This is a genomic window from Methylocystis sp., from assembly GCF_021731785.1.
In the GTDB taxonomy this organism is placed as follows: domain Bacteria; phylum Pseudomonadota; class Alphaproteobacteria; order Rhizobiales; family Beijerinckiaceae; genus Methylocystis.
On record NZ_JAKFWS010000018.1, the window covers coordinates 1 to 24,465 of the forward strand.

The following is a 24,465-nucleotide window of genomic DNA, read 5'->3' on the forward strand; positions in this document are numbered from 1 at the left end:
AATCCTACGATGATATCGTCGATCACTGCTGTGATGCGTGGAACAGCCTCGTCGAACAACCCTGGCGCATAATGTCCATCGGGCTGCGCGAATGGGCCTATCGGTTCTAATCAACGCGGGTTGGTATAAGCCGAGCGCGCCAGCGGATGGGCGGCGTCGCCTTTAGCGGCGACGGCGTTCCACTCCTGCTCCCAAAAATCGGCGACGCCGAAGCGCGCGATGACCGCGCCCTTGTCGTCGAGAATGATCACCTCGTCGAAGTCGACGACGTCGAGCGCCTTGGGACTGGAGAGCTCCATTTCGAAGAAGCGGCTGACTTCAGCGATGACGCTGGCCGCATCGGATGATTCGCGCTCATATTCGCGCAGCGGCTTCAGCTTGACATGGCCGCCTTCCCTCTCAATGAATTTGACTTCGCGAACTCGATAAGTCGCCATTTTCTTACCCTCGCTTGCGCCGGGCCATGTGTGTGAAATTGGCTGCGCAACGCGCGCGTCAAGGGGCGGAGCGAGACCTTCGCTTTGAAAGCCGTCTCGCCAACCAGTCCGCAGAACGCATTCATTCGCGAATTTGCTCTGGGTGCCCGGGTCGTGGCGTCACACGCATGGAGATGCGCGGCTGTCGTTATCATCGTCGCATCCCGTGCGATTGCATTCGCGTCGGTATCGGGCGTGCGACAATCCGCCGTAGATCGAACCGTATTTCATGGCGAGAGTTCTGCTTTCAAAAGGTCCCGGGCAAGATAACGGGCTCAGCTGCCGCTCCGAAAAACACCGGAGAGCTTACGTTCGACCCGGATCGCCCATCCGATGCCGGACAATGTCTGAGAGCAGACAAAAGGAGCGAATATCGTGGCTAATGTGACATTTTCATCGCCCGTCCTTGCGCGGGACGTCACCGTCTATGCGATCGCCGGAGACCGCGGCACGATCCTGGCGGTGGCCAAGGCCCACAAAATCCCCATTCCATTCGATTGCCAGGATGGCGAGTGTGGCTCCTGCCTTGTCGAGGTCACCCATCTCAGCCGGAATCCCAAATACGGCATCGCGCTGACCGAGAAGGAAAAGGAGATGCTGCGCCAGCTCGGCAAGATCACCAAAGCCGAGATCGAGGCCGCCGAAGTCAACGACATGCCGCCGCGCTATCGCCTGGCGTGCCAATGTTTCATCCGCAACGAGGATATCCTCGTCGCGTTCGAGGGCGATCAAACGCTCCCCGCGCAAGGCCAACATGTCACGCATGCCGCAAAACGCTTTACGGGCGGCATTGATATCGCCACGTTGGATGAATTTCTTGGCTACGCCGTGAAGGTCGAAGAGGACGCGGCGATACATTTCGACGAACTCGCGGGCATGATGGAGAGTTGCGGCAACGAAGAAGTCGCCAAACTATTTCGGCAGCTCGCCGGCTTTTCGCGCCTGCATCTCGCCGAGGCCAAGAAGCGCGCCGGATCGATCGACCTGACGAAGGTCATTCCGCCTGATTACGTGTGGCCAAGTCACGCGACCCCGGAACGCACTGAAATCTGGGCCGCCGATCCGTCGCTATCGCGGCTGGATGGATTGAAGGCCGCGCTGCAGGGCGAGCGCCGAGGCTATGAATTTTATCGGGCCGTGGTCGCCAAGACCAAGTCGCCCGAGATTGAAGCGATGGCCAAGGAGTTCGTCAGGGAAGAGGCCGAGCACGTCAAAATTCTCGAAGCCTGGATCACGCGCGAAGAATGGACCATAAAGAACCCGCCGGGCGCCAACGCTTGAGCGACGCCGCCAAACAATAGCAACCCGAAGCGGGAGGCGGCGCTGTCGCGTCCGCCGCTTGCTTCGGGCATTCGATCACAAAGCGAGGGGTGGGATGGAATCGGTCGAGGAATTTCTTGCTTACGCAATCAATCTCGAACTCGAAGCGGCGAACCGCTACGCCCTGTTGGCCGACGCGATGGAGGCGGGCGGCAATCACGAAGTGTGTGCGCTGTTTCGTCGCTTGGCGGAGTATTCCAGACTGCATCTGGCGGAAGCGCGCGCCCGCGGCGGCTTTCGCGACATACCCAAGATGAAACCGGATGATTTCGTTTGGCCCGGATTGGAGAGCCCGGAGACGGCGGCCATCTGGGCGGCCGATCCGTTCATGGGACGCGAGCAGGCGCTTGAGATCGCGCTGGACGCCGAAACCGCGGGGCTCGACTATTACCAACGCGTTCTCGACACGACGTCGGACCCCGAGATCAAGACGCTGGCCAAGGAGTTTGTCGCCGAGGAGCGCAGCCATGTGGCTGAACTCAACAAGTGGATTGCAGCGAATAAAGCCGGGAAAACGCTGACCGTCGATCCTTGAGCGCGTCGTTGCAACGGGTTCGGCGCGGCCGCGCGCGATGGCTTTGGGTCACAATGATGAGCCAGGCCCCCGATAGAGATTTGCGTCGCAGATTCTATCCTGGGCGGACAGTAGGATCATAAGTGGCAGAGGCGCCCAAGCAAAATATCGAGATATCGGAAGAGAGCATTTTGCAGATTGCGGCGCATATTCTGGCGTCCGGAAAAGTTTTGCCTGATGAGGACATCGCGAACCAAAAAATTGTCGCGAGATTGATTCAAGCAATTATTACGCGTCCTCAGGCGTCCTCCCGACTGCTGAGCTGTCTTTCGGATTGCGCGCAATTCATGAAAATGAAGGGTCACGAAAATCATTTCGCCGAGGCGAAAATTTATGCGGAAGGTCAACGTCGATCGAAACGCGCATCGCCATCAAAACGGGGCGGTTCGCAGCGATAGAATGTGAGTCGCGACGGGCGGCTGTCGCTTTGCAAAATTCAATTCGCCCGATTACCGATTTGCGAGATGCTTCTCCAGCAAGCTTCGCAATCGCCCCAGAGCGATCGAGTGAAGGGCTTATTCATCCTGAGAGCGTGGGCAGCACGCGTCTCGAAGGACGAGGAAGCCCGTTTTCTCGTATCTTTCCTCACCCTCGTCCTTCGAGATTCCCGATCAGGCCTTCGGCCTGTCGGGAATGACATTGGCGAGCGTCATCCCAACTCGCGCCCTCATGCTGAGGAGGCGCCGAAGGCGCCGTCTCGAAGCATGCGGCCGCTGTTCTGCAGCGTGTGCTTTAGGCGCGCATTGGCCGCTGCCCGGCGTTGTCCGGCAACACGCGCCTAGGCATGGTCGTCACCTATAGCGGGAAGCGACAAGCGGCGGTTTTTCGCCGCGCTATATAGGCAGGCAAGATCCCCGCAGGACGCGGCAATAGCGGCAATCATCGCTGAACATAGGCATGCGCAATGACTGACGCGGAGAGACTGATACGAGAAATAGAATTGCTGCGAGAGACGATCCGGCGCGAGTGGTTTAACGTTCGGCTGGATACCCTGACGCACGACGATCGAGTCGTCATTCGAGAGAATATCGAACGCTGCCACGCCGACCTAAAAATCCTGCTGGATCGGCTATGGAATTTGGGCGACGGAAATTCGAAGTAGGCCGCCGCCCGCCGTCCTTGACATCTCTGGAATAAATTCCTATCCTCTGCTCGCTTTCGTCAAGCGAGGGCGCGGCTCAGGGTCGAGCGGCGCCGGCGAAGGACGGATCCGGCGGGACGAACGACCCTCGTTCCCTGGTCCGGCGGCGCGTCGCCGGTCTGGGCTTCTCTCCTTTGCGCGGAGACGCATGAGCCCTTCGATAAGCCGCAAGGCTTGCCGAAACTCATGTGCAGGCTTTGAAAGCCCGGACCACAATATCCGAGGATGGCGCAGGCGTCGGTTACCCGAACGATGGGGAGCGGCTCCCTCAGCCCGGAGGCGGCGAGACGACGCGATCCGTGTCCGGGAGAAACCGGGCGTCGAAAGACATTTCTTTGCGCTGCGGCCAAGCGATGGCCGGGGCGTCCCGGACCGCTCGCCCCCCGCGCTTCACGGCGGCGGGAAATCTTCGCGCGCGCATTTGCGCGCCCGTTCGCGCGCGCTTTTTCCTCAGCGCATGTCCGCCGCCACCATGGCGACGTCGTCGGACGCCGGCGCCTCGCCGCGGAAGACACGCACGTCGGCGAGCACGGCCTTGATGAGGTCGCCCGGCGAGAGGCTGCGATGCTGCTTGAACGCGTTGGACAGGCGTTCGAGCCCGAAGAAGTCGCCCTGACGGTTTTGCGCCTCGGTGATTCCATCGGTGTAGAACAGCAGCTTGTCGCCCGCGGCGAGTTCGATGCTCCCCTCCTTGAACTCGACGGCGCGCATGACGCCGAGCACCAGGCCTTCCGCGTCGAGCCGCGCGCATGTGGCGCCCTCGGCGCGCAGCACCAGCGGCGGATTATGCCCGGCGTTGGCGTATTGCAGCGTGCGCGTTTGCGGCAGGAATCGGCAATAGAACATGGTGATGAACAGGTCGGCGGCGGTCAGGTCCTCGTGCAAGAGTTCGTTGAGATCGTGCAAAAGCTCCGCCGGGCCGCTCAAGGCGTTGGTCGCTTTTCGCGTCTCGGCGCGCAGGGTGCTGCGCACTTCGGTCATGATCAGCGCCGCGCCGACGCTATGGCCGGAGACGTCGGCGATGACGATGTCGATGACGCCGGAATTTTCGAAATAGTCGAAATAGTCGCCGCCGACATGCATCGCCGGCACGCAGATTCCCGCGATCTCCATATGCGGCGTGCGCAGCGGCGCGTTCGGCAGCAGCGACAGCTGGATTTGCTTGGCGATTTCGAGCTCGTGGCGGCTCTCCTCGATCCGGCGCCGTTCGGTAATGTCGGCGTGCACGCTGACGAAATGGGTGATGCGCCCCGCCTCATTGGCGACTGGCGAGATGAACAATTCGTCCCAGAACGGCGTGCCGTCCTTGCGGTAGAATTTCACCGTCACCTGACAGCTCTGTCGATGCGCGATGGCGTTGCGAATTTCTTCGAGCGCCGCAGGATCGGTCCCCGGCCCGCGCAACAGATGCATGCTGTGTCCGAGCAGCTCCTCGCGGGCGAAGCCGGTGATCCGGCTCAGCGCCGGATTGACGTAAACATTGGGAACGCCGGGCGCCTGCGCATCCCAGACCGCGATGCCAATCGGGACGGCTTCGATCGCGCGGTTGCGCACGCGCAGCGCATCCTCGAACTTCTTGCGCCCGGTGATGTCATGGTCGACGCCGCGCCATTTGACGAGTCGGCCGTCGTCGTCGAAAACCGGCGCGCCTGTCGACTCCGTATAAATGTCGCCGCCGCTCTTATGGCGATAATGGTTGACGATGCGGTGGAACGGCCGGCGCGAAGCGGTCGGAGGCTGCGCGCTCGCTGCGGCGGAGCCGCTCGAAGGCGGCCCGGCGAAAAGGTCGAGATAGGTCTTGCCGATCACCTCTTCGGGCGTCATGCCCAGCACGTCCTCGACGGCGTTGCTGCTATAGGTGTAGCGGCCGTGTTGATCCTGCTCCCACAGCCAGTCGCCCGCCATCTCGGCGACTTGGCGGAAGCGCTGCTCGCTCTCGAACAGCGCCTCCTTGTCGCGCTTCTGTTCGGTGATGTCCTGCTGGATGGCCAGAAAATGGGTGATCTCGCCGGCGGCGTCGCGCAGCGGCGTGATGATTTCGGACGCCCAGTAGAGCTCCCCGTCCTTGCGTCTGTCCTGAATCTGTCCGCGCCACTCGACGCCGGCGCGAATGCTCTCCCACAGGCGCCGATATTGGTCGCTCTCCGTGCGCTTCGACTGAAGCATGCGCGGGTTCTGGCCGATCAGCTCATGCGGCTGGTAGCCGGTCAGAGTCGCGAAGCGGCTGTTCACATATTCGATTTCGCCATCCTTGTTGGCGATCATCACCGCGATCGGACTTTGCTCGACGGCGGCGGAAAGCGTCAGCAGCCGGTCCTCAGCGCGTTTGAGCCGGGTCAGATCATGGGTGACGCCGACAAAATAGCGCGTTCCCTTAAGCCAGATTTCACCGATCGAGAGATACATCGGGAAGGTCGTGCCGTTTTTTCGCCGTCCCACGACCTCGCGGCCGACGCCGATGATTTTCTTGACGCCGGTTTTTTGATAGGCGGCGAGATAGCGGTCATGCGCCTCTCGATAGGGCGGAGGCATCAACAGCTTGACGTTCGCGCCGAGCGCTTCTTTAGCGCGATAGCCAAAAAGCTTCTCCGCGCCTTTGCTGAACAGCAATATATCGCCGGCCTCGTTGATCACCACGAGGCCGTCGGCCATGCCGCCAAAGATCGTTTCGAGCTTTTCGGTGATGTCGTCGAGCGCTTCCTGCTCGCTCAGTCCTTCGTCGATCGGGCGAAGTTTAAGCAGCGCGGCGCCGCCGCCGTTGTTAGCCAGCGGATCGATCTCGCAGCGAACCTCGATCAGCGTTCGATCTTTGCGTCGAATGCGCAAGGACAGCCGCTCGCGAGCATGCGGCGGCCATGATGGTTCGCCGTCGCCGCCGCTGCGCTCGACAAGCTGCGAGAAAAAAGATCGGCCGCGCAGCTCGCTCTCGACATAGCCGGTCAAGCGTTCGGCGGCGCAATTCATCGACTGCAGGGTGCCTGAAGACTCAACAACGCAAAGCGCCTCTTCGAAGGCGTCGAGAATGGCGCGATCGGCGGCCAGCGTTTCCATTGCGCTAAGAAGCCCTTGCTTGCGGCGAAGCGCCCCCGCGCCTTCGCTCTCCTTCCGCGCGCGCGCCGGAACGTTTGCGGTAGGCGGCGTCGCATGCATCGACGAGCGCGTTCAGCTCCGCGACGAACGCCGCAATCGGCGTGAGCGTCGTGAAGAGGGAAGACTCCAGTTTGAAGGCCAGCCGCTCAAGGCCGGCGAGCCCGAATTCCAGGCCGACGTTACGAAACAAGGCGCGGGGGTCGGCGATCCCGGTAAGAAACTGCATCGATGCGATGCGCGCGGCCGCATCCCGCATCCTTGCGTCGAGCGCGGCCTGCAACTGCTGTTCCCAGCGGTCGCGCGGCTTCACCTCCTCCAGAAAGGCGGTAAGCTTTGGCAGTCCGAAGAGATTGGCCGCCCGATCGAAATAGCCGCCGGCCGCGCGCATGTCTTCTCCCGACTCCCGGGTGAGCGCGACAAGGAAAGGAAAATCGCCCACCCGATCGAAATAGGATTCTCCCAGCCCGCCAGCCGCTTCGGCGGCTCCCACGCGCGCGCGGTAGTCGTGAAGATCGGCGCGCCACTGTTCGATCTCTTCATCATCCGGGCTCAGTCGATAGCCGCGCCGCATCGCCCACTGGCACATGTAGGACAAAGCGTCTTCGAGCTGAAGGAGCAGGCCATATTCATGCGCGGCGTCCAGGCGGTCCTGCGACCGAAAATGCGCGCGCCATCTGTCGCCTTCAAAAATTCGATCGAAGGACAGATAGAGCTTCACAGCGTAGCTGAGCGGCGCCGGCGCCAGTCCCTCGCCAAGCAGCAGAAAACACACGCCCGTCTGATCGATCACTCTGTTGCATATCGCCGTGACCGCGATCTCCCGTGCGAGCGAATGGTTTCTGATCCGGTCCGGAAAATGAGACCGCAAATATTCCGGAAAATAGCTCGCCAGAAACTCGTTGGCCCAAGACCCTTGCAGGAAGGAATCGTCTTCAAGCAGCCGCTGCTTCAGCGCCAGTTTCGCGTTCGCCATCAGCAAGGCGAGTTCCGGCCGCGTCAACTCCTTCGTCTCGCGCGCAGCGACATCTTTGCGCGTCGGGAACGCGTCCGCAGCCGCATTGATATATCCGGCGTTTTCGAGTTGTCCGGCAAGATCCATAAATGGATCGAGGTTACCCAGACAACGCGCATGGTCCAACGACAGGCAAAGACTTTGTTGGTCGTTGTCCCGCAGTACGGACGCGCAAACTTCCTCGGTCAGAGATTCAAGAAGCGCGTCGGCGTCGCCAGGTTCCGGCGCGTTTTCATCAGGGCGGACACGGAGCAAAGTCTTCAAATTGACTTCGTGATCGGAAAGATCGACGCCCGCCGAATTGTCGACGGCGTCGGTGTTGGTGCGGCCGCCCTTCAACGCATATTCGATGCGCGCCCTCTGGGTGAACGCCAGATTCGCGCCCTCTCCGACGACTTTGGCGCGAAGCTGCAGGGCATCCACCCGCGCGCCGTCATTGACACGATCGCCGACGCCTTCATTTGTCTCCGAACTCGCTTTGACATACGTGCCAATTCCGCCCATCCACAAAAGGTCCACGGGCGCCGTCAAAAGCCAACGAACAAGCGCTTCGCCGTCGGTCGCGCTGTGCCGCACGCCGAGCCAGGCCCGCACCTCAGGGCTTAGAGGGACATCCTTGGCTTCTCGCCGATAGACGCCGCCGCCTGGCGAGAGCAGCGCCGGGTTATAGTCGCGCCATGTCGAGTGTGGCGATTCAAACAGGCGGCGACGCTCAGCGAAGGACGCCAGCGGGTCCGGGTTCGGGTCCAAGAAGATGTACTGGCCGTCGAAAGCGCCGAGCAATCGGATGCTTGACGTATGCAACATCCCGTTGCCGAAGACGTCGCCATCCATGGAGCCGACTCCGACGACGGTAATCGGCTCTGTATCAATGTTGCGACCAAGTTCTCGAAAATGCCGCCTGACACAGACCCACGCGCCGCGCGCGGTAATGCCTAACCGCTTGTGGTGGTAACCATGCGCGCCGCCGCTGGCGAAGGCGTCGCCGAGCCAGAACCCATAGAAGCGAGAAATGTCATTGGCGACGTCGGCCCAGGTCGCCGTGCCCTTGTCAGCGGCGACGACGAGGTAGGGATCGGGATCGTCATATGCGACGAGATCCGGCGGCCGAACGATCTTCGAGTCCTTCAGATTGTCGGTCAGATCGAGAAGTCCGCGCAAGAACTGGGAATATGCCTCTTTCCCCGCCCGCTGACGCTGCGCCGCCTCCTCATAGGGAAGTTTCAGAATAAAGCCGCCCTTGGCCCCCTGCGGCACAATGAGAGCGTTCTTGATCATCTGGGTCTGCATCAGGGCGAGGATTTCGCTGCGAAAGTCTTCTGGCCTGTCCGACCAGCGAATGCCGCCGCGCGCGACCTTCGCCCCGCGAAGATGTATGCCTTCCATCGAGGGCGAATGAACGTAGATCTCAGCCATGGGCTTTGGAGCCGGCATGTTGAACACGCCAAGACTGCTGATTTTGAAAGCGATGAAATTGCGCGCCCAATCGCCGGAAAAATAGAAGTTGGCGCGCACCGTCGCGTCGATGAGATTAAAGAGGTCGCGCAAGATGCGATCGTCGCTGCTGTCGACGATCTTATCCAGAACCTCGACGAGTTGAGCCCTGATCGGCGTGAGCAGTTCAAGCTCGGTCTCAAAAGCGTCGCGTCCCCCGTGATCGGGTTTGAACCGCGCTTCAAAATAGCGATACAACAGCTCGACGGCCGCCGGACTTCGCAACAGTCCATGGTAAATGCGGGCGCGTCCGACCCGGACGCCGAGTTGCTGATAGTAATTGCAGTAAGCGCGAAAGAGATCGATCTGACGCCAATCGAGCTCAGTCGCCAGGATCAGGCCGTTCAAGGCGTCGCTTTCGACATCCGCGGAAAGCACCGCCTCGAGCGCCTGCAACAATCGCCGACGACAGCGCGCGAGGCTCGTTCCAATCTGCATCGAGGGCTCAACCGTAAAGCTGCGTATGAAGCGCGGCCCCATGCTGAGATTAAGCTTGAATTGTATTTGGTCTAAGACGCGCAGTCCCAGGTTTTGCAGCACCGGCAGGAGTTCGTCGAGCGGACGCTCCTTCCCGCTGATCAGGCGAATCTCATAGTTCGCTGCGCCGGCGCCGCCCAGCGGGCGGAGTTCGACAATATCGCGCGCGCTGTCTTGGTTTATCTCGATCAACGCTATGTCGCGCGCGGCGCGCGCAGCCGGCACGAGATGCCGATAGGACTTAGGCAGCGCGCGAAGCGCATCCGCCGGCAGTTCATGTCCGACACGGCGTTCGGCGCGATGCAGGAAGCGGCGAACCGCCGCATCCCAATCTGCGGTGCGGAATGTCTCGATCGCCGACATTTCGGGAGGGCCAAACACGGGAAGGCTAAGCGATCTTCTTGCGCATTTCGAGCACATTGCCCGAATCCGTCTTGGAATATTGAACCGAGTCCATCACCGAACGGATGAAGAATATGCCACGGCCGCGTTCGCCGAGTTCGTCAAGGTCGGGCGTCGGCACGGCGGCAAGATTGAAGCCTCCGCCATGATCAAAGACGCGCACGGAAAGATAGGCGTCCTTGACGGAAAGACAGATCCGAACGGAGTCCTTGGCGCTTACTGCGGTGCTGTATTGAATCGCGTTGGCGACGGCTTCGGTCAGTGCAAGATTGAGATGGAAAGCGAGAGTTTCGCGCTTATCCTCCTGGACGTCCAACTCTTTCGCGAGTTGTTCAGCGATCGCGCCAACAAAACGCAGATATCGCGTTTCATTGGGAACGACGATTTCCAAATTGACCGCCGTCTCGCACATTTCGATCACCGCCCGTCCCCATTCAGGCGCTCAGCGCCAGTTGCAGGCTTGGATAAATGTCGAAAACTCGATGCAGCCGTGTCAGCTCGAACATCGACCTGACGCGCGGCTGCAGACCCGCCAAAGCGAACCCGCTCGACCGCAAATTCGCATTTTTGTAGCCGGAAAGTAGAGCGCCCAAGCCCGAGCTGTCGATAAATTGAACTCTCGCGAGATCGATCACCACGTTTTTTGCGCCACCTTCTAGCGTTTTCAGGACCAGATTCTTAAGCTCGCCGGAGTTGTGCGCGTCGATGCGATCTTCCTGGATGCTCAAAACGGTGCGGTCGTCGCGCACTTCCTTAGCTGCTCTCATTGTCCAGTCTCGGCTCGATTTCGGACCACGAACGGATATGCCGATTACATATGTCTGAGCCCCGCATTTTAACAGGGTCTGATGCAAAGCTTCCGGCTTCCTCATTCCTCGGACGCCTTGAGCTCACGGTTTTCAGCCAAACGCCTGGGTGAGGTCGGCAATGAGGTCGTCCGGGTGCTCGATGCCGATCGAAGCCCGAATGAGCGACGGCGTGATGCCGATTTCCCGCCTGGCCTCCTCGGTCAGCGCCGAATGCACAGTCGTCGCCGGATGACAGATCAGAGATTCGGCGCCGCCCAGGCTCACGGCGAGCTTGAAAATCTGCAGCCGATTGAGAAAGGCGAAGGCCTCGGCCTGCCCGCCAGTGACTTCGAAAGAGAAGGTGGAGCCGGCCGAACTCGACTGACGCTCCATCAGCATCCGCTGAGGGTGATCGGGCGGCAGCAGCGGGGGGTAATGAACGCTGGCCACCTTGGGATGGCTTGCAAGAAATTTCGCGACGATCGCCACGTTCTCCGCAGCCCGGTTCATGCGCAACGACAATGTTTCGAGCGACCGGCCGAGCATCCAGCAGGAATGCGCGTCGAGTTGCGTGCCGATGGCGCTGCGCATCGCGCGTATCGTCTTGAGATGCGCACAGGCGCCGACGACGGCGCCGCCGATCAGATCGCTGTGTCCGCCGACATATTTGGTCAGCGAATAGAGCGACAGATCGGCGCCATGCCGCAGCGGCGACTGGAAAACCGGGCCGAGCAGCGTATTGTCGCAGCATATGACCGGGCGCGCGCCCTGCTTCGCCGCAATGTCTTCGGCGATGCGCCGCACGAGCGCAATATCGACGAGGCTGTTCATCGGATTGGACGGCGTCTCGATGAAAATCATCGCAATTCGCCCGATGTCCATTGCGCGTTCGGCCGCGGCGCGGATGTTTTCTTCGTCAAGCCCGTCCGTGAAGCCGACGCCCGTCAAGCCGAACGGCGCCAGGGTCTTGTCGATGAGAACTTCGGTGCCGCCATAGAGCGGGCGGCTGCGCAGAATCGTTTCTCCGGACCGCGCAAACGCAAGAATCGTCGTGACGATCGCCGACATGCCGGAGGAAAAGACGAGACCGCATTCGGCGTGTTCGTATATCGCCAGACGATCTTCGACAATCTCGAGATTGGGATGGTTGAAGCGCGAATAGACGAGGCCGGACGCTTCGCCCTCGGGCAGCGCGCGACGGCCGGCCATATAGTCGAAGAAGTCGCGCCCGTCCTCCGCGGTGCGAAACACGAAGGTCGACGTGAGGAACACGGGCGGCTTGACCGACCCTTCAGACAACGCCGGGTCGTAGCCGTAGCTCAACATCAGCGTTTCCGGCTGAAGCAGATGGTCGCCGATGCTGGCCTTATGGTATCGCGCGCTGTCCATGGTCATTCCCTTGATGACGCCTGCTCATCAAGCGGCGCCGCTACGGCAAATAGCGCGCCAAACCTCGGTTGCTCGCGCAGACGGAGCGTTCGCCTTATTTTTTCGATACGTCGATTTCGGCAGTTGCGTGACCTGCGCTCATCTGGAAATCCGCCGCGCGGTGCGTTCCTTAAGTCACGGCTGGTTTCCGTCGCGCCAATATCCGCCTTTCAAGGATGAGGTTCGGCGGCGTGATCGAGGCCAAGCGCCTTGAGGCTTGTCGCTAGAGAGCGCGTTTCCGCCTCTTCATAGAGCGCGAGTTCATCAACGACCGGCGCGCCGAGCACCGCCTCGAAGGCGCGTTGGTCGGCGCGCTCGATCAAATCTTCCGCGCGTTGATCCCCGAGATTCGAGCGAAAAATGCCGGCGGCGCTGACCGGCAGGAAATCCTCGTAAAGGATCGGCTCGGCGCGCAGGGCTCCGGCCTGCAGAAGATCGTCCAGCGCCGGACGGGACGCCGGGTCTACTGCCTTCGCACTTGCTTCGGGAGAATAGCGAAAGAAAGCGAGCTTCTCGCCTCTCAAGGTCTCATCATCGTCGGGGAACGCCGCAAAGCGTCGGGTCAGCGCCGCATTGAAGGCAACCGCATTGGCGCCATCTGTCGCGAGCGGAACCTCGGCCTGAGCCTCGGCGAGAAGCCTGTCGTAAAGCGCGCGTCCCTTTGCGGTCAGCGCGGCGCCTCTCTGTTCGATCTCGCCGAAGCGCGCGGCATGCGCGCCACGCCTCCGGCCGTCTTCCTCGATGAATTCGACGGGCTCGGGGCGCGCCTTGAAGCTCGTCTGGCGCAGGAGGATGGGACAGCGGCGACGCGGCGGCCCTTCGATGATCGCTTTAGGACTCATGCCTTTTGCCGCCATCGCCGCGTGCACGGCGTCGATATCGAGCGCATGCAAGGTGAGATGGTTGATATGCGGCCCTTTGAAGCAAACAATGTCGGCGAGCAGCGGATGCGTCGCATAGAGCTTCTGATAGATGGCGGACGAGACTATCGCCAGCCCGTTCCAGCGGAACGTCTTTGTCGCTTCAACCACAAATTCGCGCGCCTCTTCGTCGTCGAACCCGCGCACTTCAAAGAGATCGATCAGCTCCCGACAGCGCAGCGTGAAAATGTCACGCTGCGCGAGAATCTTCGCGGCGATCTCGCGCGCTTTCGCGTCAACGATCAGATCCAGTCTGAGAAGCGAGGCGAAGATCCGAAACGGGCACGCCCGCATCGCAGCTTCGCCGATCGGCCGGAATGCGGTCGAATGCACGGGAAGTCCGGCGACCGACAAATCGTAATAGCCGACCGGCGCCATCCCCATGATCGCGAACAGCCGGAGCAGCATCGACAATTCTTCGGCCGTCCCGACGCGAATGGCGCCATGGCGCTCGATGTCGAGTCGCTCGAATTCGCCGCTTTGGCGTAGACGGCGCTTGAGCGGCAAGTCCTCGGCGAGCGCCTGCCGATTCAGCTCGGCGACGAGCGCTTTCATCGCGCGATACTGCGGCGCTTCGGCCTGATACATGTCCGAGATCGCCGAGGCGAACATCGCTCGAATGGCGTCGGCGGAAGCGGAAGATTCGTGCATCTCAGCCCTGACCGATCGACTCTTGCTTCTCGTAACTTAAGTCGTCAGCGTCGCAAAATCACGGGGGCGACGACGCGAAACCTAGGCCCCCAAATCGAATTTGACGCCCTGAGCCAGCGGCAACTCGCCCGAATAATTGATCGTGTTGGTGGCGCGGCGCATATAGGCCTTCCAGCAGTCGGACCCCGCTTCGCGGCCGCCGCCGGTGTCCTTCTCGCCGCCGAAAGCGCCGCCGATTTCGGCGCCGGACGGGCCGATGTTCACATTGGCGATACCGCAGTCCGAACCGCTCGCGGCCATGAAAAATTCCGCTTCATCGAGGCGCGCCGTGAAGATCGACGACGCCAGGCCATGCGCCACATCATTGTTCAGTCGAATTGCGTCCTCGAGGCTGCCGAACTTCATCACATAAAGGATGGGCGCAAATGTTTCGCGCCGAACGACCTCCGTCTGGCCCGGCATGTCCACCAGCGCCGGACGCACATAGAAGGCGTCGGGATATTTTTCCGCAAGCAGGCGTTCCCCGCCGAAAACGACGCCCCCGGCGCCGCGCGCTTCGTCAAGCGCCGCGCTCATCGCCGCATAGGCGCTCTCGTCGATGAGCGGGCCGACGAGGGAGCCGCCGTCGCGGGGATCGCCGACCGGAACTGAGGCGTAGGCGCGCCGCAATCGGTCGAGTAGCTCCTCATGAACGTCTTCATGCACGATCAGGCGGCGCAAGCTCGTGCAGCGCTGGCCCGCCGTGCCCATCGCCGCGAAGGCGATTGCCCGCACCGCGAGGTCGAGCGGCGCGGAGGCGCAGACGATCGCGGCGTTGTTGCCGCCAAGCTCGAGAATCGATCGCGCAAAACGGCGCGCGAGGCGCGGCGCGACGGCGCGGCCCATGGCGGTCGAACCTGTCGCGGAAACCAGCCGAACCCGCGCGTCTTCGACCAGCGCCTCGCCGATCTCGCGCCCGCCGACGAGCAGGTTGGAAAGACCATCGGGCGCATCGCCGAAACGCGCGGCGGCGCGTTCCACCAGCGCCTGCGTCGCCAGCGCGACGAGCGGTGTCTTCTCCGAAGGCTTCCAGACAAGGGAGTTGCCGCAGACCAGCGCCAGCGCGGCGTTCCAGGCCCAGACGGCGACGGGAAAGTTGAAGCTGGTGATGACGCCGGCGACGCCCAGCGGATGCCATGTCTCCATCATCCGATGGCCGCGGCGTTCGGTGGCGATGGTCAGGCCATGCAGTTGACGTGAGAGTCCGACGGCGAAGTCGCAGATATCGATCATCTCCTGAACTTCGCCGAGGCCCTCCGTCGTAATTTTCCCGGCCTCGATCGTGACGAGGCGCGCGAGCTCTGTCTTGGCCGCGCGCAGCTCCTCGCCCAGCAGGCGCACGAATTCGCCCCGGCGCGGCGCGGGGACGTTACGCCAGACCCGAAACGCAGCCTCGGCGCGCTCGATGGTCTGCTGCGCAATCGTTAAATCGGCGCTCTCCACATGCGCGATGATCTCGCCGGTGATCGGTGAACGCGTGGTCAGAGACCCGCGCCTGAACCTGTCAGATTCGACTCCAAATTTTTCCAGAAGGGCCGCAGTTTCGGCGGCCACGTCGGCATGCAGAACGCGCGCCTCCATTTCGACTCCCGATGATGGCCATGACTTATGCGGCTGGCGCCGCCCATCCCTTCTGCCTATGTATGCTTTAATCACGCAAATGTCCGCAGGCGCCTTTCTCATGTGGATGCGCGCAAAAAGCTCTCGGATATGGATAGCTCGGCGTTTAGGAACTCGCACGTCGCCAGAAACTATGATCCGCTGCCCGTCATGCTCGCGCGCGGACAGGGCGCATATCTATGGGACGTGGAAGGCCGGCGCTACATCGACATGATGAGCGCCTATTCGGCGGTCAGCCTTGGTCACGCACATCCGCGCATTCTTGCCACGCTTTCCGAGCAGGCGCAGCGGTTGGCCGTGCCTTCCCGCGCTTTTTGCGATGACAGGCTCGGCCCGTTTCTCGACGAACTGTGCAAAGTCACGGGGCTCGACGCCGCTCTGCCGATGAATAGCGGGGCTGAGGCTGTCGAGACGGCGATCAAGGCGGCCCGGCGCTGGGGTCACCGCGTCAAAGGCATCGCCGATCCGGAGATCGTCGTCGCCGACGGGAATTTTCACGGCCGCACCACGACGATCATCAGTTTCTCGTCGGAGAGCGAATATCGCGACGGGTTCGGTCCGTTCATGCCGGGGTTTCGCGCGGCGCGCTTTGGCGATCTCGCGGCGTTCGAAGCCGCCGTCACGCCTAATACAGCCGCCATTCTCGTCGAGCCGATCCAGGGCGAAGCGGGCGTCATCGTGCCGCCCGACGGCTGGCTCGCGGGGCTCCGCCGACTGTGCGACGAGCGCGGCGTCTTGCTGCTGCTCGACGAAGTTCAATCCGGGCTGGGGCGCAGCGGAACCTGGTTCGCCTTCGAACATGAGAAGGTCCTCCCCGATGGCGTCATGCTCGGAAAGGCGCTTGGCGGCGGCGTGCTGCCGGTTTCCGCCTTCGTCGCCAAGAGCGAAGTGATGGACGTGTTCACGCCTGGCTCGCATGGGTCGACCTTCGGCGGCAATACGCTCGCCGCCGCCGTCGGGCTCGAAGCGCTGCGCGTCATTCGCGACGAGCGGCTGGTCGAGCGCAGCCAGGCGCTCGGCGCGAGAATGCTGCAACGGCTGAATGCGATGCGCATGCCGGCGATCAGGGAGATTCGTGGACGCGGCCTATGGGCGGGCGTGGAGCTGGACCCACGCTATGCGAGCGCGCGAGAAGTGTGCGAGAGCCTGATCGACAGGGGCGTACTGACGACCGCCACGCATCGCACCGTCGTTCGCCTGGCGCCGCCTTTCGTCATCTCTCAAGAAGACCTCGATCTGGCGCTCGACGCGGTCGAGGCGGCGATCTCGACATTTGACGCCCCGCGCGATGTCGGCGACGCGGCGGCAGTCGCCGACCAGCAACTCGAAGCGTAGCCGGCGCGGTCAGGCGCGAATGCGTTCGCCTTTGGGATCATAGAACGGCGAAAGAGAAACGGTCGCCGGCCAGCGCTCGCCAGCGATTTCGAGCTGATAGTCGCCCGAGAGAACAAATGTCGGATCGACGCCGTCGGGGTGACGAACGTAACCGTAGCCGATCGCCTTGCTGATCGAATAGCCATAGCCGCCGCTCGACAGCCAGCCGACGCGCGCGCCATTGCGATAAATGGTTTCGCGTCCCAATAGCGCGACGTCAGGATCGTCGACGGCGAAACCGGCGAGCAGGCGCGGCAAGGGCGCGGCGGCGGATTGAACGAGCGCTTCTCTGCCCTGAAAAGGCGCGCCGGACTTCATCTTGACAGCGAAGCCAAGGCCCGCCATCGGCGGCGTGTGATCGGGACCGATATCAGACCCCCAGGCGCGGTAGCCCTTCTCCAGACGAAGGGATTCGATCGCCCGGTAGCCGGCGTCGACAAGTCCGAATGGCGCGCCCGCCTCGACGAGCGCGTCATAGACCGAGACCGCGAAATCGACAGGGATGTGAAGCTCCCAGCCCAGTTCGCCCACATAAGTGACGCGGATCGCCAGCGCCGGCGCGCCCGCCAGACGAATTTCGCGGGCGCTCATGAAAGGAAAGGCGACGTTCGAAAGATCATCGTCGCAGCAGGATTGCAGGATGTCGCGGGCGCGCGGTCCCATCAACGCCAGCACGGAATTCGCCGAGGTGACGTCGACGAGGGTTGCGTCCATGCCTTCGGGAATCGATCGCCTGATCCAATCGAAGTCATGCGTGCCGAAGGCTGTCCCGGTCACGACATAGAAGCGATCCTTCGCCAAGCGCGTGATCGTCAGGTCGCATTCAATGCCGCCTTTGGCGTTCAGCAACTGCGTATAGGCGACCGCGCCGGGCCGCTTGGCGACATCGTTCGCGGCGATCCAGGACAGCGCCGCCTCGGCGTCCTTGCCGATCACAAGCGCTTTGGCGAAGCTCGTCTGGTCGAAAAGCGCCGCCGTCTCCCGGCAGGCGCGATGCTCTCGTCCGACGGCGTCGAACCATCCCGGCCTGCCGAAGGAATAACGATCCACCGGCGTTTCGCCGACGCTCACATTCGCGAACCAGTTCGGTCGTTCGAAACCCATTTTCTCGCCGAAGCACGCGCCTTTCGCCTTGAGCCGGTCATAGAGCGGCGAGCGCCGCAGCGGTCGTCCGGACGTAAACTCTTCGAAAGGCCAGGCGATGCTGTAGTGACGCGCATAGGCTTCGAGCGTCCGCACGCGCACCCAGGCAGGATCCCTGTGCGGCGCGCCGAAACGTCGGATGTCGACCGGCCAGAGATCGAAGGGCTGTTCGCCATCGGCCGCCCATTCGGCGAGCGCCATGCCGGCCCCGCCGGCAGAGGCGATGCCGAAGGCGTTGAAGCCGGCGCCGACGAAGAAGTTTCGCACCTCCGGCGCTTCGCCGATCATCCAATTGCCGTCGGGCGTGAAGCTTTCGAGGCCGTTGATCATCTGCTTGACGCCGGCCCCGGCGAGCGCCGGCACGCGGCCGAGCGCAAGATTCATGATCGGCTCGAAATGATCCCAGTCGTCTTCAAGAAGCCGAAAGGCGAAATCCTCGGGAACGACGCCCGATGACCAGGGCACGGGATTGGGTTCATAGCCGCCCATGACGAGGCCGCCGACCTCCTCCTTGTAGTAGGTCAGCCGATCCGGATCGCGCAGAGTCGGCAAATCGCTAGTCACGCCGTCGATTTTTTCGGTCACGATATATTGATGGTGAACCGCGGAGAGCGGAACGGCGACGCCGGCGCGCGCGGCGAGCGGCTGCGTCCACAGACCGGCGCAGAGCACGAGCTTTTCGCAAGCAACGGCGCCGCGATTGGTGACGACCCCGCGTACGCGTTGGTTCTCGATGATGAAATCCGTGACGGCGACGCCTTCGACAAGCCTTGCGCCGGCGAGCCGCGCGCCTTTCGCCAGCGCCTGCGTGATATCGGAAGGATTCGCTTGGCCGTCAGTGGGCAGGAAGGCCGCGCCGACGACGTCATCGACATTCATCAGCGGCCAGAGCGCCTGCGCCTCCTTGGCGCCAAGGAGCTGCATTTCGAGGCCGAAACTTCGCGCAGAAGTCGCCTGTCGCTTGACCTCGATCCATCGATCGGCGTTGCAGGCGAGGCGCAGGCCGCCATTGCGCCGCCAGCCGGTGGCATAGCCTGTCTCTGCTTCGAGCCGATCGTAAAGTTCGACCGAATAGCCAAGCAGCTTGGTGATATTGGCGTTGGTCCGCAACTGTCCGATCAATCCGGCGGCATGCCACGTCGAACCCGATGAGAGTTGATGGCGTTCAATGAGCAGCGTTTCGACGCCGCGTTTGGCGAGGTGGTAGGCGACCGAGCAGCCGACGATGCCCCCGCCAACGACGACAATCTGTGCGCTTCGCGGAAGGTCGGTCATGCTGCTTCCATCTGCTGGAACGCCGCCCAGGCGCCCTCGAAGCGACTCATATTTTGATCGGAGTAAGCGACATAGTCGAAATCGATCGCCGATCGGCTTTCCGACACAAAACTCCACAGCGCTTCACGCAAGAGCGAGGCGCAAAGCATCGCTTTGAACCGCCGGCGCAGCGAATCGGTGAGCGCCGTTTCGAAATATTCCTCAAGCATCGCGTCGTCTTCCGCGGCGTCGAAGCCATTGTTCGATGAGAGCCCGCCAAGATCGAACAGCGGCGTGTTCCAGCCGGCATAATCCCAATCGACGAGCCAGAGGCGTCGTCCGTCATCAATGAAATTGGCGGCGAGGAGATCATTATGGCCGAAAACGAGATTGATCGGGCCGACGGCCTTTTCCAGGACCTCGCTCGCCGCGAGCAAACGCGGCAATTGCGGCGTAATTCGACTTCGGTCCTCAAGGAGCGTGTGGACATAGTCGCGGATGACATGAAAGACGTTGAACGCCAGTGTCGGCCCGCGCAAATGCCGCGCTACCTCGCGATGAACGCGCTTGACGAGATCGACGCAGCGCTGACGATTTGCGCGCACGTCCTGCGCTTCGTAAGTACGGCCGGAAATAAAGTCGAGCGCCAGAGCCATAGGCGCCGAATAAAGAACTTGCGGCGACACGCCCGCAGCGCCCGCGGCCCTGCTCGCCGCCAATTCGTTAAAGCGCATCACGCCATGAACGGGAATGTCGCCGCCCAGGCGAACGACGACGCGACGGTCGCCGTCCGTGACGATGTAGTTCTTGTTGGTGATGCCGCCGAGCAAGGGCGCGATCTCGATCGGCCCCCGCCAGAACGGAAGCGCGCGTATCAGAGTTTCAGGGTCTGCGGTATGGGCTGACATCGGCTCCGGCGGCGCGAAACAAACTTCGACTTTGCTAGTATATGCGGGCCGGGCGCAAAGGCCATGGGCCGCGACGGCGCTGGGGAAAACCATAGGCCGCAAGGTGACATGTTCGCATCGGCGCCCTAGCCTGAGAAACGGTCGTTCGAGGTCGAGCCATGTATGGGACGACGATTCGCGGAACGCGCTACGGGTTTCGCGATCTCAAATCGCTGATGGCGAAGGCGACTCCTCTGCGCTCGGGAGATTGCCTCGCTGGAATCGCTGCGACGAGCGCGGCGGAGCGCGTCGCCGCGCAGATGGCCCTCGCCGATCTCCCGCTGAGCGTGTTCTTGAACGAATCGCTCGTTCCCTATGAGGAAGACGAAGTCACCCGACTGATCCTCGACAGTCACGATCGACAGGCCTTTGCGCCGATCGCTTCGCTGACCGTCGGCGAATTTCGCGACTGGCTTCTCTCTGAGGCCGCCGACGCGAATTCGCTCGCCGCTCTGACGTTCGGACTCACGCCAGAAATGGCGGCGGCGGTCTCGAAAATCTGCCGCAACCAGGACCTCATTCTGATCGCCGCCAAGCGGCGCGTCGTCACCAGGTTTCGCAATACGCTCGGCCTGCGCGGACGACTATCGTCGCGCATCCAGCCCAACCATCCGACCGACGACGCGCGGGGGGTTCTCGCGAGCGCGATCGACGGGCTTCTGCTCGGCAATGGCGACGCCGTCATCGGCGTCAATCCAGCGTCCGACAGTCCGGAACAATGCTACGAACTTTTGCGCCTTCTCGACGAATTGCGTGAGACGCTCAACATTCCCACCCAGACCTGCGTGCTCGCTCATGTCACGACGACGCTGCAGCTGATGAAGCGGCAGGCGCCGGTTGATCTGGTTTTCCAGTCGATCGGCGGAACCCAGGCCGCCAATTCAAGCTTCGGGATTGATCTGGCTTTGTTGCGCGAGTCGCGGGAGGCGGCGCTCGCCCTAAAGCGTGGGACGATCGGCGACAATGTCATGTATTTCGAAACCGGCCAGGGCAGCGCGCTTTCAGCCAACGCCCATTGGAATTGCGACCAGCAGACGCTGGAGGCGCGCGCCTATGGCGTCGCGCGGATGTTCGAGCCTCTGCTGATCAATACGGTCGTTGGATTTATCGGTCCCGAATATCTTTTCGATGGCAAGCAGATCACGCGGGCGGCGCTTGAAGACCACTTCTGCGGCAAGCTGCTTGGACTGCCGATGGGCTGCGACGTGTGTTACACCAATCACGCTGAGGCCGACCAGAACGATATGGACGATCTGCTGACGCTGCTCGCCGTCGCCGGCGTCAACTACGTTATGGGCGTTCCCGGCGCGGATGACGTCATGCTGAATTACCAAAGCACCTCGTATCATGACGTGCTCGCCGTCCGGCGCATGCTCAATCTGGCGCCGGCGCCGGAATTCGCGCAATGGTTTGCGGACGTCGGTTTGACCGACGCGCGCGGCGAATTGCAGTCGCAGGCGCTTCCTGCATCCTTTTCGCCGCTTCTCGAAAGAGCGTGAGAATGGCGGATCGTCGCCCGGCACTTTTCGACATGATTTTGAAACTGCGTTCGGCGACGCCGGCGCGAATTTTCCTGCCGCGCGCCGGCGCGGGGCTGACCACGCGCGCCACTTTGGATTTTCAGCTGGCGCACGCCGAGGCGCGCGACGCGGTCGAAGAGCGGCTCGACGTCGACACGCTCTTCGACGAACTGACGGCGCGCGGGTTGACGGCGGTTTGCGTCAGGAGCGCCGCGCGTGATCGGCGCAGCTTCCTGCTGCGCCCGGACCTTGGCCGAAGACTGGATGACGAGTCCCGCGAGCGGCTGAAATCTTTCGCAGGCGTTTACGACCTTGCATTCGTCATTGCCGAAGGACTGTCCGCGCGCGCCATCGCCCGGCATGCGCTTCCGATCCTTGAAAGGACGCTCTCATCCCTCGATCGAACATCGTGGAAGATCGCGCCGATCGTGCTCGCCGAACAGGGGCGCGTCGCGCTTGGCGACGACATCGGCGAAACGCTTGGCGCCAGACTCGTGGCGGTCCTCATCGGCGAGCGGCCCGGGCTCTCCTCGCCTGACAGCCTGGGCGTCTATCTGACTTTTGCGCCGCGCGTCGGCCGCACCGACGCCGAGCGCAATTGCCTGTCGAATATCCGCCCGCAGGGCCTCGCCTATGACGAAGCGACCCGAAAGCTGCTTTATCTTTGCAACGAAGCTCGCCGGCGGGGGCTGACCGGCGTCGAACTCAAGGACGAAGCCGAGACGCTTGCGCCGGAAGGGCCGCACGCGATCGACGTCAAGAATGAGCCGTAAACGATCTCTCGCCGCGAGCTTGACGCACTAAGTCCACCGCAAGCGCAAACGTGTCGGAACTATCGTCATCGCCATGAGTTGAAACCTCTCTTGCGCTGGGCGTTCGCTGACCGATGCAAACGGATCTCTACTGTGATGACGCTGCTGTCGTTAGCCCCCGTGCTCTGAGCGCAGCGGATGAAGCTCTTCTGTGGCTGGGCGGCTTTCTTCGGGATCAGAGCTATCGCTTCACCACGACGACCCCATTGACCCACAGCCGTGTCGTGCAGCGTGGGGCGGTTGACGGCGCATCTCTGATGCGCGTCTTCGGGTGGAGCCTGCCTTTCTCCGCGAGCGATCTGCCCGCAGAGGTGCTGCAGGCCCTTGCGTTGGCGAAGGCGTTGGCGCATTCCAACGGCCTGTTGCGCAGCAAGGTGCGATTCTCGACGCTTAACGACCAGATTTATGCGCATTCGGCCTTTCCTACCGAAGCAGCCGATTCAGTTTTCTTTGGGCCTGACACTTACCGCTTCGCGCGCTGCATCGAGTCAGTCCTCAATTCGCAGCCGCCCTCATATTCCGCCCAGCGACTCATCGACATCGGATGCGGCAGCGGCGCAGGCGGAATTCTGGCCGCAAACCTCTTGAGGCCCGGCGTCGAGCTTCTGCTCGCCGACATCAATCCAGAAGCCGTGCGATTTGCCCGCATCAATGCGATGCTTAACGGGATGACGCGAACTCAAGCGATTCATAGCGATCTTTTCCAGAATGCGCGCGGCCCGTTCGACTATATCGTCGCCAATCCCCCCTACCTCGTTGATGACTTCCAGCGGCTCTATCGGCACGGAGGCGGCGAACTTGGCATCGAGCTTTCTCTCGACATTGTCAGGGAAGCTATCCCCCATCTCTCGCGGAACGGACGGCTGCTTCTCTATACAGGCTCGCCGATCATCGGAGGGGTCGACCAGTTCCTTGCCGCCATGAAGCCGCTTCTCGACGCTTCCCCAGTGACGTTCGATTACGAAGAGGTGGATCCCGACGTTTTTGGCGAGGAGCTGGACCGGCCCGTCTATCGGCGCGTTGACCGCATCGCTGCGGTCTTTCTCAACATTAAGAAAGAAGGGTGACATATGCGGGACCTCGATTGGACCGCTCTGGCTCCGGCGCTCAGCGGCGCGGCCTTTGAGCGCTTCCAGAGAGAACTCTGCCGACGCAACGGCGCCCGGCTTGAGCCCTCAACGCCTTCCGGCGACTGGCGTAAGGATGTGAAAGACAGCGCCGCTCTCGCCGAGGCGGAGATCGCTTATGTGGAGAGCGTTCGTGAGGCGATCGCTCCGCTCGTCGCCGATATCCCGAGCGACGCCGACGCCTTTCTGGCTTGGTATGAGAAGCTTGCCGAGAATGGGCCTGGCCAAAACGATCCGCTGTTCCCATGGCTCGAGCGACAGGCGAGCTTCGATGAAATGAAATGGCTCCTCGAACAAGAAGTGTCCGGCGAAGCAGGGTTCGACGATCTCGTCGCCCTCACGCAGATCAAGATGCCTCATATTCCCAAGCTCGAAATGGCGTGCAATTACTGGGATGAAATGGGCCGAGGCAATGCGCAGGGCATGCACGGACCCATGCTCTCCCGGCTCGCCGCCTATTTTGGCGCAGACGCCAGGCCAGAACGCGTCTGCCCCGAGTCGCTTGCGCTCGGCAACACCATGGTGGCGCTCGCCAGCAATCGTCACTACGCCTTCCATTCTATCGGGGCGCTGGGCGCAATCGAGATGACGGCGCCAGGACGCGCGATCCAAGTCGAGCGCGGACTGCGGCGTCTAAAAGTGCCGGGCAAACAGCGACAGTATTTTTCGCTTCATGCGATTCTCGACGTCAAACATTCCGAAGCGTGGAATCGCGAAGTTCTGCGTCCTCTTGTGAAGGAAGATTCCTGTCGCGCGCAGGCGATCGGCGAAGGCGCCGTTCTTCGGCTATGACATGGCGCGCGATGCTTCGAGCGCTACCGGCGTCACTTCGGCCTGGAAGCGGCGCCACGGAAAG

Annotated in this window: 19 protein-coding genes; 9 read left to right on the forward strand and 10 right to left on the reverse strand. The window is 62.0% G+C overall.

Translation table 11 applies throughout. From position 1 onward, the window contains the following. Positions 1-110: 110 nt before the first annotated feature. Positions 111-437 (reverse strand): hypothetical protein, encoded by a 327-nt coding sequence (locus QZ964_RS04020; RefSeq protein ID WP_292529020.1) that lies wholly within the window; start codon positions 435-437, stop codon positions 111-113. Between the two features lie 414 nt (positions 438-851). Here QZ964_RS04020 and QZ964_RS04025 point away from each other — a divergent pair, with 414 nt between their 5' ends. From QZ964_RS04025 to QZ964_RS04040, 4 genes are all read left to right on the forward strand, one after another. Continuing rightward, positions 852-1,757: a ferritin family protein gene (locus tag QZ964_RS04025; RefSeq protein WP_292529022.1), complete on the forward strand. Its 906-nt coding sequence runs from the start codon at positions 852-854 to the stop codon at positions 1,755-1,757. A gap of 94 nt (positions 1,758-1,851) precedes the next feature. Continuing rightward, positions 1,852-2,331 (forward strand): ferritin family protein, encoded by a 480-nt coding sequence (locus tag QZ964_RS04030; RefSeq protein WP_292529023.1) that lies wholly within the window; start codon positions 1,852-1,854, stop codon positions 2,329-2,331. Between the two features lie 122 nt (positions 2,332-2,453). Beyond that, positions 2,454-2,768 carry a hypothetical protein gene (locus tag QZ964_RS04035; protein WP_292529026.1) on the forward strand — a complete coding sequence of 105 codons (315 nt, stop codon included), beginning with the start codon at positions 2,454-2,456 and terminating at the stop codon, positions 2,766-2,768. Positions 2,769-3,274: 506 nt separating this feature from the next. Beyond that, positions 3,275-3,472, forward strand: coding sequence for a hypothetical protein (locus QZ964_RS04040; protein ID WP_292529029.1), 198 nt, complete (start codon positions 3,275-3,277; stop codon positions 3,470-3,472). Between the two features lie 489 nt (positions 3,473-3,961). On the opposite strand, the gene QZ964_RS04045 is transcribed toward QZ964_RS04040, so the two are convergent. From QZ964_RS04045 to QZ964_RS04075, 7 genes are all read right to left on the reverse strand, one after another. After that, positions 3,962-6,562, reverse strand: a complete 2,601-nt coding sequence (locus QZ964_RS04045; RefSeq protein WP_292529031.1) for a PAS domain S-box protein — start codon at positions 6,560-6,562, stop codon at positions 3,962-3,964. A gap of 4 nt (positions 6,563-6,566) precedes the next feature. Continuing rightward, complete coding sequence (locus tag QZ964_RS04050) at positions 6,567-9,947, reverse strand: NAD-glutamate dehydrogenase domain-containing protein (RefSeq protein ID WP_292529033.1); 3,381 nt, start codon at positions 9,945-9,947, stop codon at positions 6,567-6,569. A gap of 25 nt (positions 9,948-9,972) precedes the next feature. Beyond that, positions 9,973-10,398: an ATP-binding protein gene (locus QZ964_RS04055; RefSeq protein WP_292529035.1), complete on the reverse strand. Its 426-nt coding sequence runs from the start codon at positions 10,396-10,398 to the stop codon at positions 9,973-9,975. Between the two features lie 22 nt (positions 10,399-10,420). Beyond that, a complete protein-coding gene (locus QZ964_RS04060; RefSeq protein ID WP_292529036.1) occupies positions 10,421-10,858 on the reverse strand; it encodes an STAS domain-containing protein in 438 nt (145 codons plus the stop codon). A gap of 27 nt (positions 10,859-10,885) precedes the next feature. Then, positions 10,886-12,163 carry a cystathionine gamma-synthase family protein gene (locus QZ964_RS04065; protein WP_292529126.1) on the reverse strand — a complete coding sequence of 426 codons (1,278 nt, stop codon included), beginning with the start codon at positions 12,161-12,163 and terminating at the stop codon, positions 10,886-10,888. Between the two features lie 209 nt (positions 12,164-12,372). Beyond that, positions 12,373-13,773 (reverse strand): DUF1338 family protein, encoded by a 1,401-nt coding sequence (locus tag QZ964_RS04070; RefSeq protein WP_292529038.1) that lies wholly within the window; start codon positions 13,771-13,773, stop codon positions 12,373-12,375. An 81-nt stretch (positions 13,774-13,854) separates the two neighbouring features. Further along, positions 13,855-15,393 (reverse strand): aldehyde dehydrogenase family protein, encoded by a 1,539-nt coding sequence (locus tag QZ964_RS04075; protein WP_292529040.1) that lies wholly within the window; start codon positions 15,391-15,393, stop codon positions 13,855-13,857. 129 nt (positions 15,394-15,522) lie between these two features. Between QZ964_RS04075 and rocD the strand changes: the two genes are divergently transcribed. Continuing rightward, entirely contained in the window at positions 15,523-16,767 is a 1,245-nt protein-coding gene (gene rocD / locus QZ964_RS04080) for an ornithine--oxo-acid transaminase (protein WP_292529128.1), read from the forward strand. A gap of 9 nt (positions 16,768-16,776) precedes the next feature. Here rocD and QZ964_RS04085 read toward each other — a convergent pair whose 3' ends face one another. Together QZ964_RS04085 and QZ964_RS04090 are read right to left on the reverse strand one after the other, a co-directional pair. After that, entirely contained in the window at positions 16,777-19,224 is a 2,448-nt protein-coding gene (locus QZ964_RS04085) for an FAD-dependent oxidoreductase (protein ID WP_292529043.1), read from the reverse strand. Further along, a complete protein-coding gene (locus QZ964_RS04090; RefSeq protein ID WP_292529045.1) occupies positions 19,221-20,111 on the reverse strand; it encodes a choline kinase family protein in 891 nt (296 codons plus the stop codon). Before QZ964_RS04090 ends, QZ964_RS04085 begins: the two co-directional genes overlap by 4 nt. A 158-nt stretch (positions 20,112-20,269) precedes the next feature. On the opposite strand from QZ964_RS04090, the gene QZ964_RS04095 reads away from it, so the two are divergent. The 4 genes from QZ964_RS04095 (at position 20,270) to QZ964_RS04110 (ending at position 24,401) form a co-directional block, all read left to right on the forward strand. Continuing rightward, positions 20,270-21,649: an ethanolamine ammonia-lyase subunit EutB gene (locus QZ964_RS04095; protein WP_292529047.1), complete on the forward strand. Its 1,380-nt coding sequence runs from the start codon at positions 20,270-20,272 to the stop codon at positions 21,647-21,649. 2 nt (positions 21,650-21,651) lie between these two features. After that, the gene (gene eutC / locus QZ964_RS04100) at positions 21,652-22,443 is read left to right on the forward strand and encodes an ethanolamine ammonia-lyase subunit EutC (protein WP_292529049.1); all 792 of its coding nucleotides are present in this window, start codon (positions 21,652-21,654) and stop codon (positions 22,441-22,443) included. Between the two features lie 113 nt (positions 22,444-22,556). Beyond that, a complete protein-coding gene (locus QZ964_RS04105) occupies positions 22,557-23,549 on the forward strand; it encodes a class I SAM-dependent methyltransferase (protein WP_292529051.1) in 993 nt (330 codons plus the stop codon). A 3-nt stretch (positions 23,550-23,552) separates the two neighbouring features. Further along, positions 23,553-24,401 (forward strand): iron-containing redox enzyme family protein, encoded by an 849-nt coding sequence (locus tag QZ964_RS04110; protein ID WP_292529053.1) that lies wholly within the window; start codon positions 23,553-23,555, stop codon positions 24,399-24,401. The last annotated feature ends 64 nt before the right edge of the window (positions 24,402-24,465 follow it).

Bases quoted from the DNA above. Each gene is read 5' to 3' on its own strand.
- QZ964_RS04065 (WP_292529126.1), bottom strand. From the start codon at position 12,163: ATGGACAGCGCGCGATACCATAAGGCCAGCATCGGCGACCATCTGCTT.
- QZ964_RS04060 (WP_292529036.1), bottom strand. From the start codon at position 10,858: ATGAGGAAGCCGGAAGCTTTGCATCAGACCCTGTTAAAATGCGGGGCT.
- rocD (WP_292529128.1), top strand. From the start codon at position 15,523: ATGGATAGCTCGGCGTTTAGGAACTCGCACGTCGCCAGAAACTATGAT.
- QZ964_RS04110 (WP_292529053.1), top strand. From the start codon at position 23,553: ATGCGGGACCTCGATTGGACCGCTCTGGCTCCGGCGCTCAGCGGCGCG.
- QZ964_RS04020 (WP_292529020.1), bottom strand. From the start codon at position 437: ATGGCGACTTATCGAGTTCGCGAAGTCAAATTCATTGAGAGGGAAGGC.
- QZ964_RS04030 (WP_292529023.1), top strand. From the start codon at position 1,852: ATGGAATCGGTCGAGGAATTTCTTGCTTACGCAATCAATCTCGAACTC.
- QZ964_RS04070 (WP_292529038.1), bottom strand. From the start codon at position 13,773: ATGCACGAATCTTCCGCTTCCGCCGACGCCATTCGAGCGATGTTCGCC.
- QZ964_RS04055 (WP_292529035.1), bottom strand. From the start codon at position 10,398: ATGTGCGAGACGGCGGTCAATTTGGAAATCGTCGTTCCCAATGAAACG.
- QZ964_RS04050 (WP_292529033.1), bottom strand. From the start codon at position 9,947: ATGTCGGCGATCGAGACATTCCGCACCGCAGATTGGGATGCGGCGGTT.
- QZ964_RS04090 (WP_292529045.1), bottom strand. From the start codon at position 20,111: ATGTCAGCCCATACCGCAGACCCTGAAACTCTGATACGCGCGCTTCCG.
- eutC (WP_292529049.1), top strand. From the start codon at position 21,652: ATGGCGGATCGTCGCCCGGCACTTTTCGACATGATTTTGAAACTGCGT.
- QZ964_RS04075 (WP_292529040.1), bottom strand. From the start codon at position 15,393: ATGGAGGCGCGCGTTCTGCATGCCGACGTGGCCGCCGAAACTGCGGCC.
- QZ964_RS04040 (WP_292529029.1), top strand. From the start codon at position 3,275: ATGACTGACGCGGAGAGACTGATACGAGAAATAGAATTGCTGCGAGAG.
- QZ964_RS04095 (WP_292529047.1), top strand. From the start codon at position 20,270: ATGTATGGGACGACGATTCGCGGAACGCGCTACGGGTTTCGCGATCTC.
- QZ964_RS04045 (WP_292529031.1), bottom strand. From the start codon at position 6,562: ATGGAAACGCTGGCCGCCGATCGCGCCATTCTCGACGCCTTCGAAGAG.
- QZ964_RS04105 (WP_292529051.1), top strand. From the start codon at position 22,557: ATGCAAACGGATCTCTACTGTGATGACGCTGCTGTCGTTAGCCCCCGT.
- QZ964_RS04085 (WP_292529043.1), bottom strand. From the start codon at position 19,224: ATGACCGACCTTCCGCGAAGCGCACAGATTGTCGTCGTTGGCGGGGGC.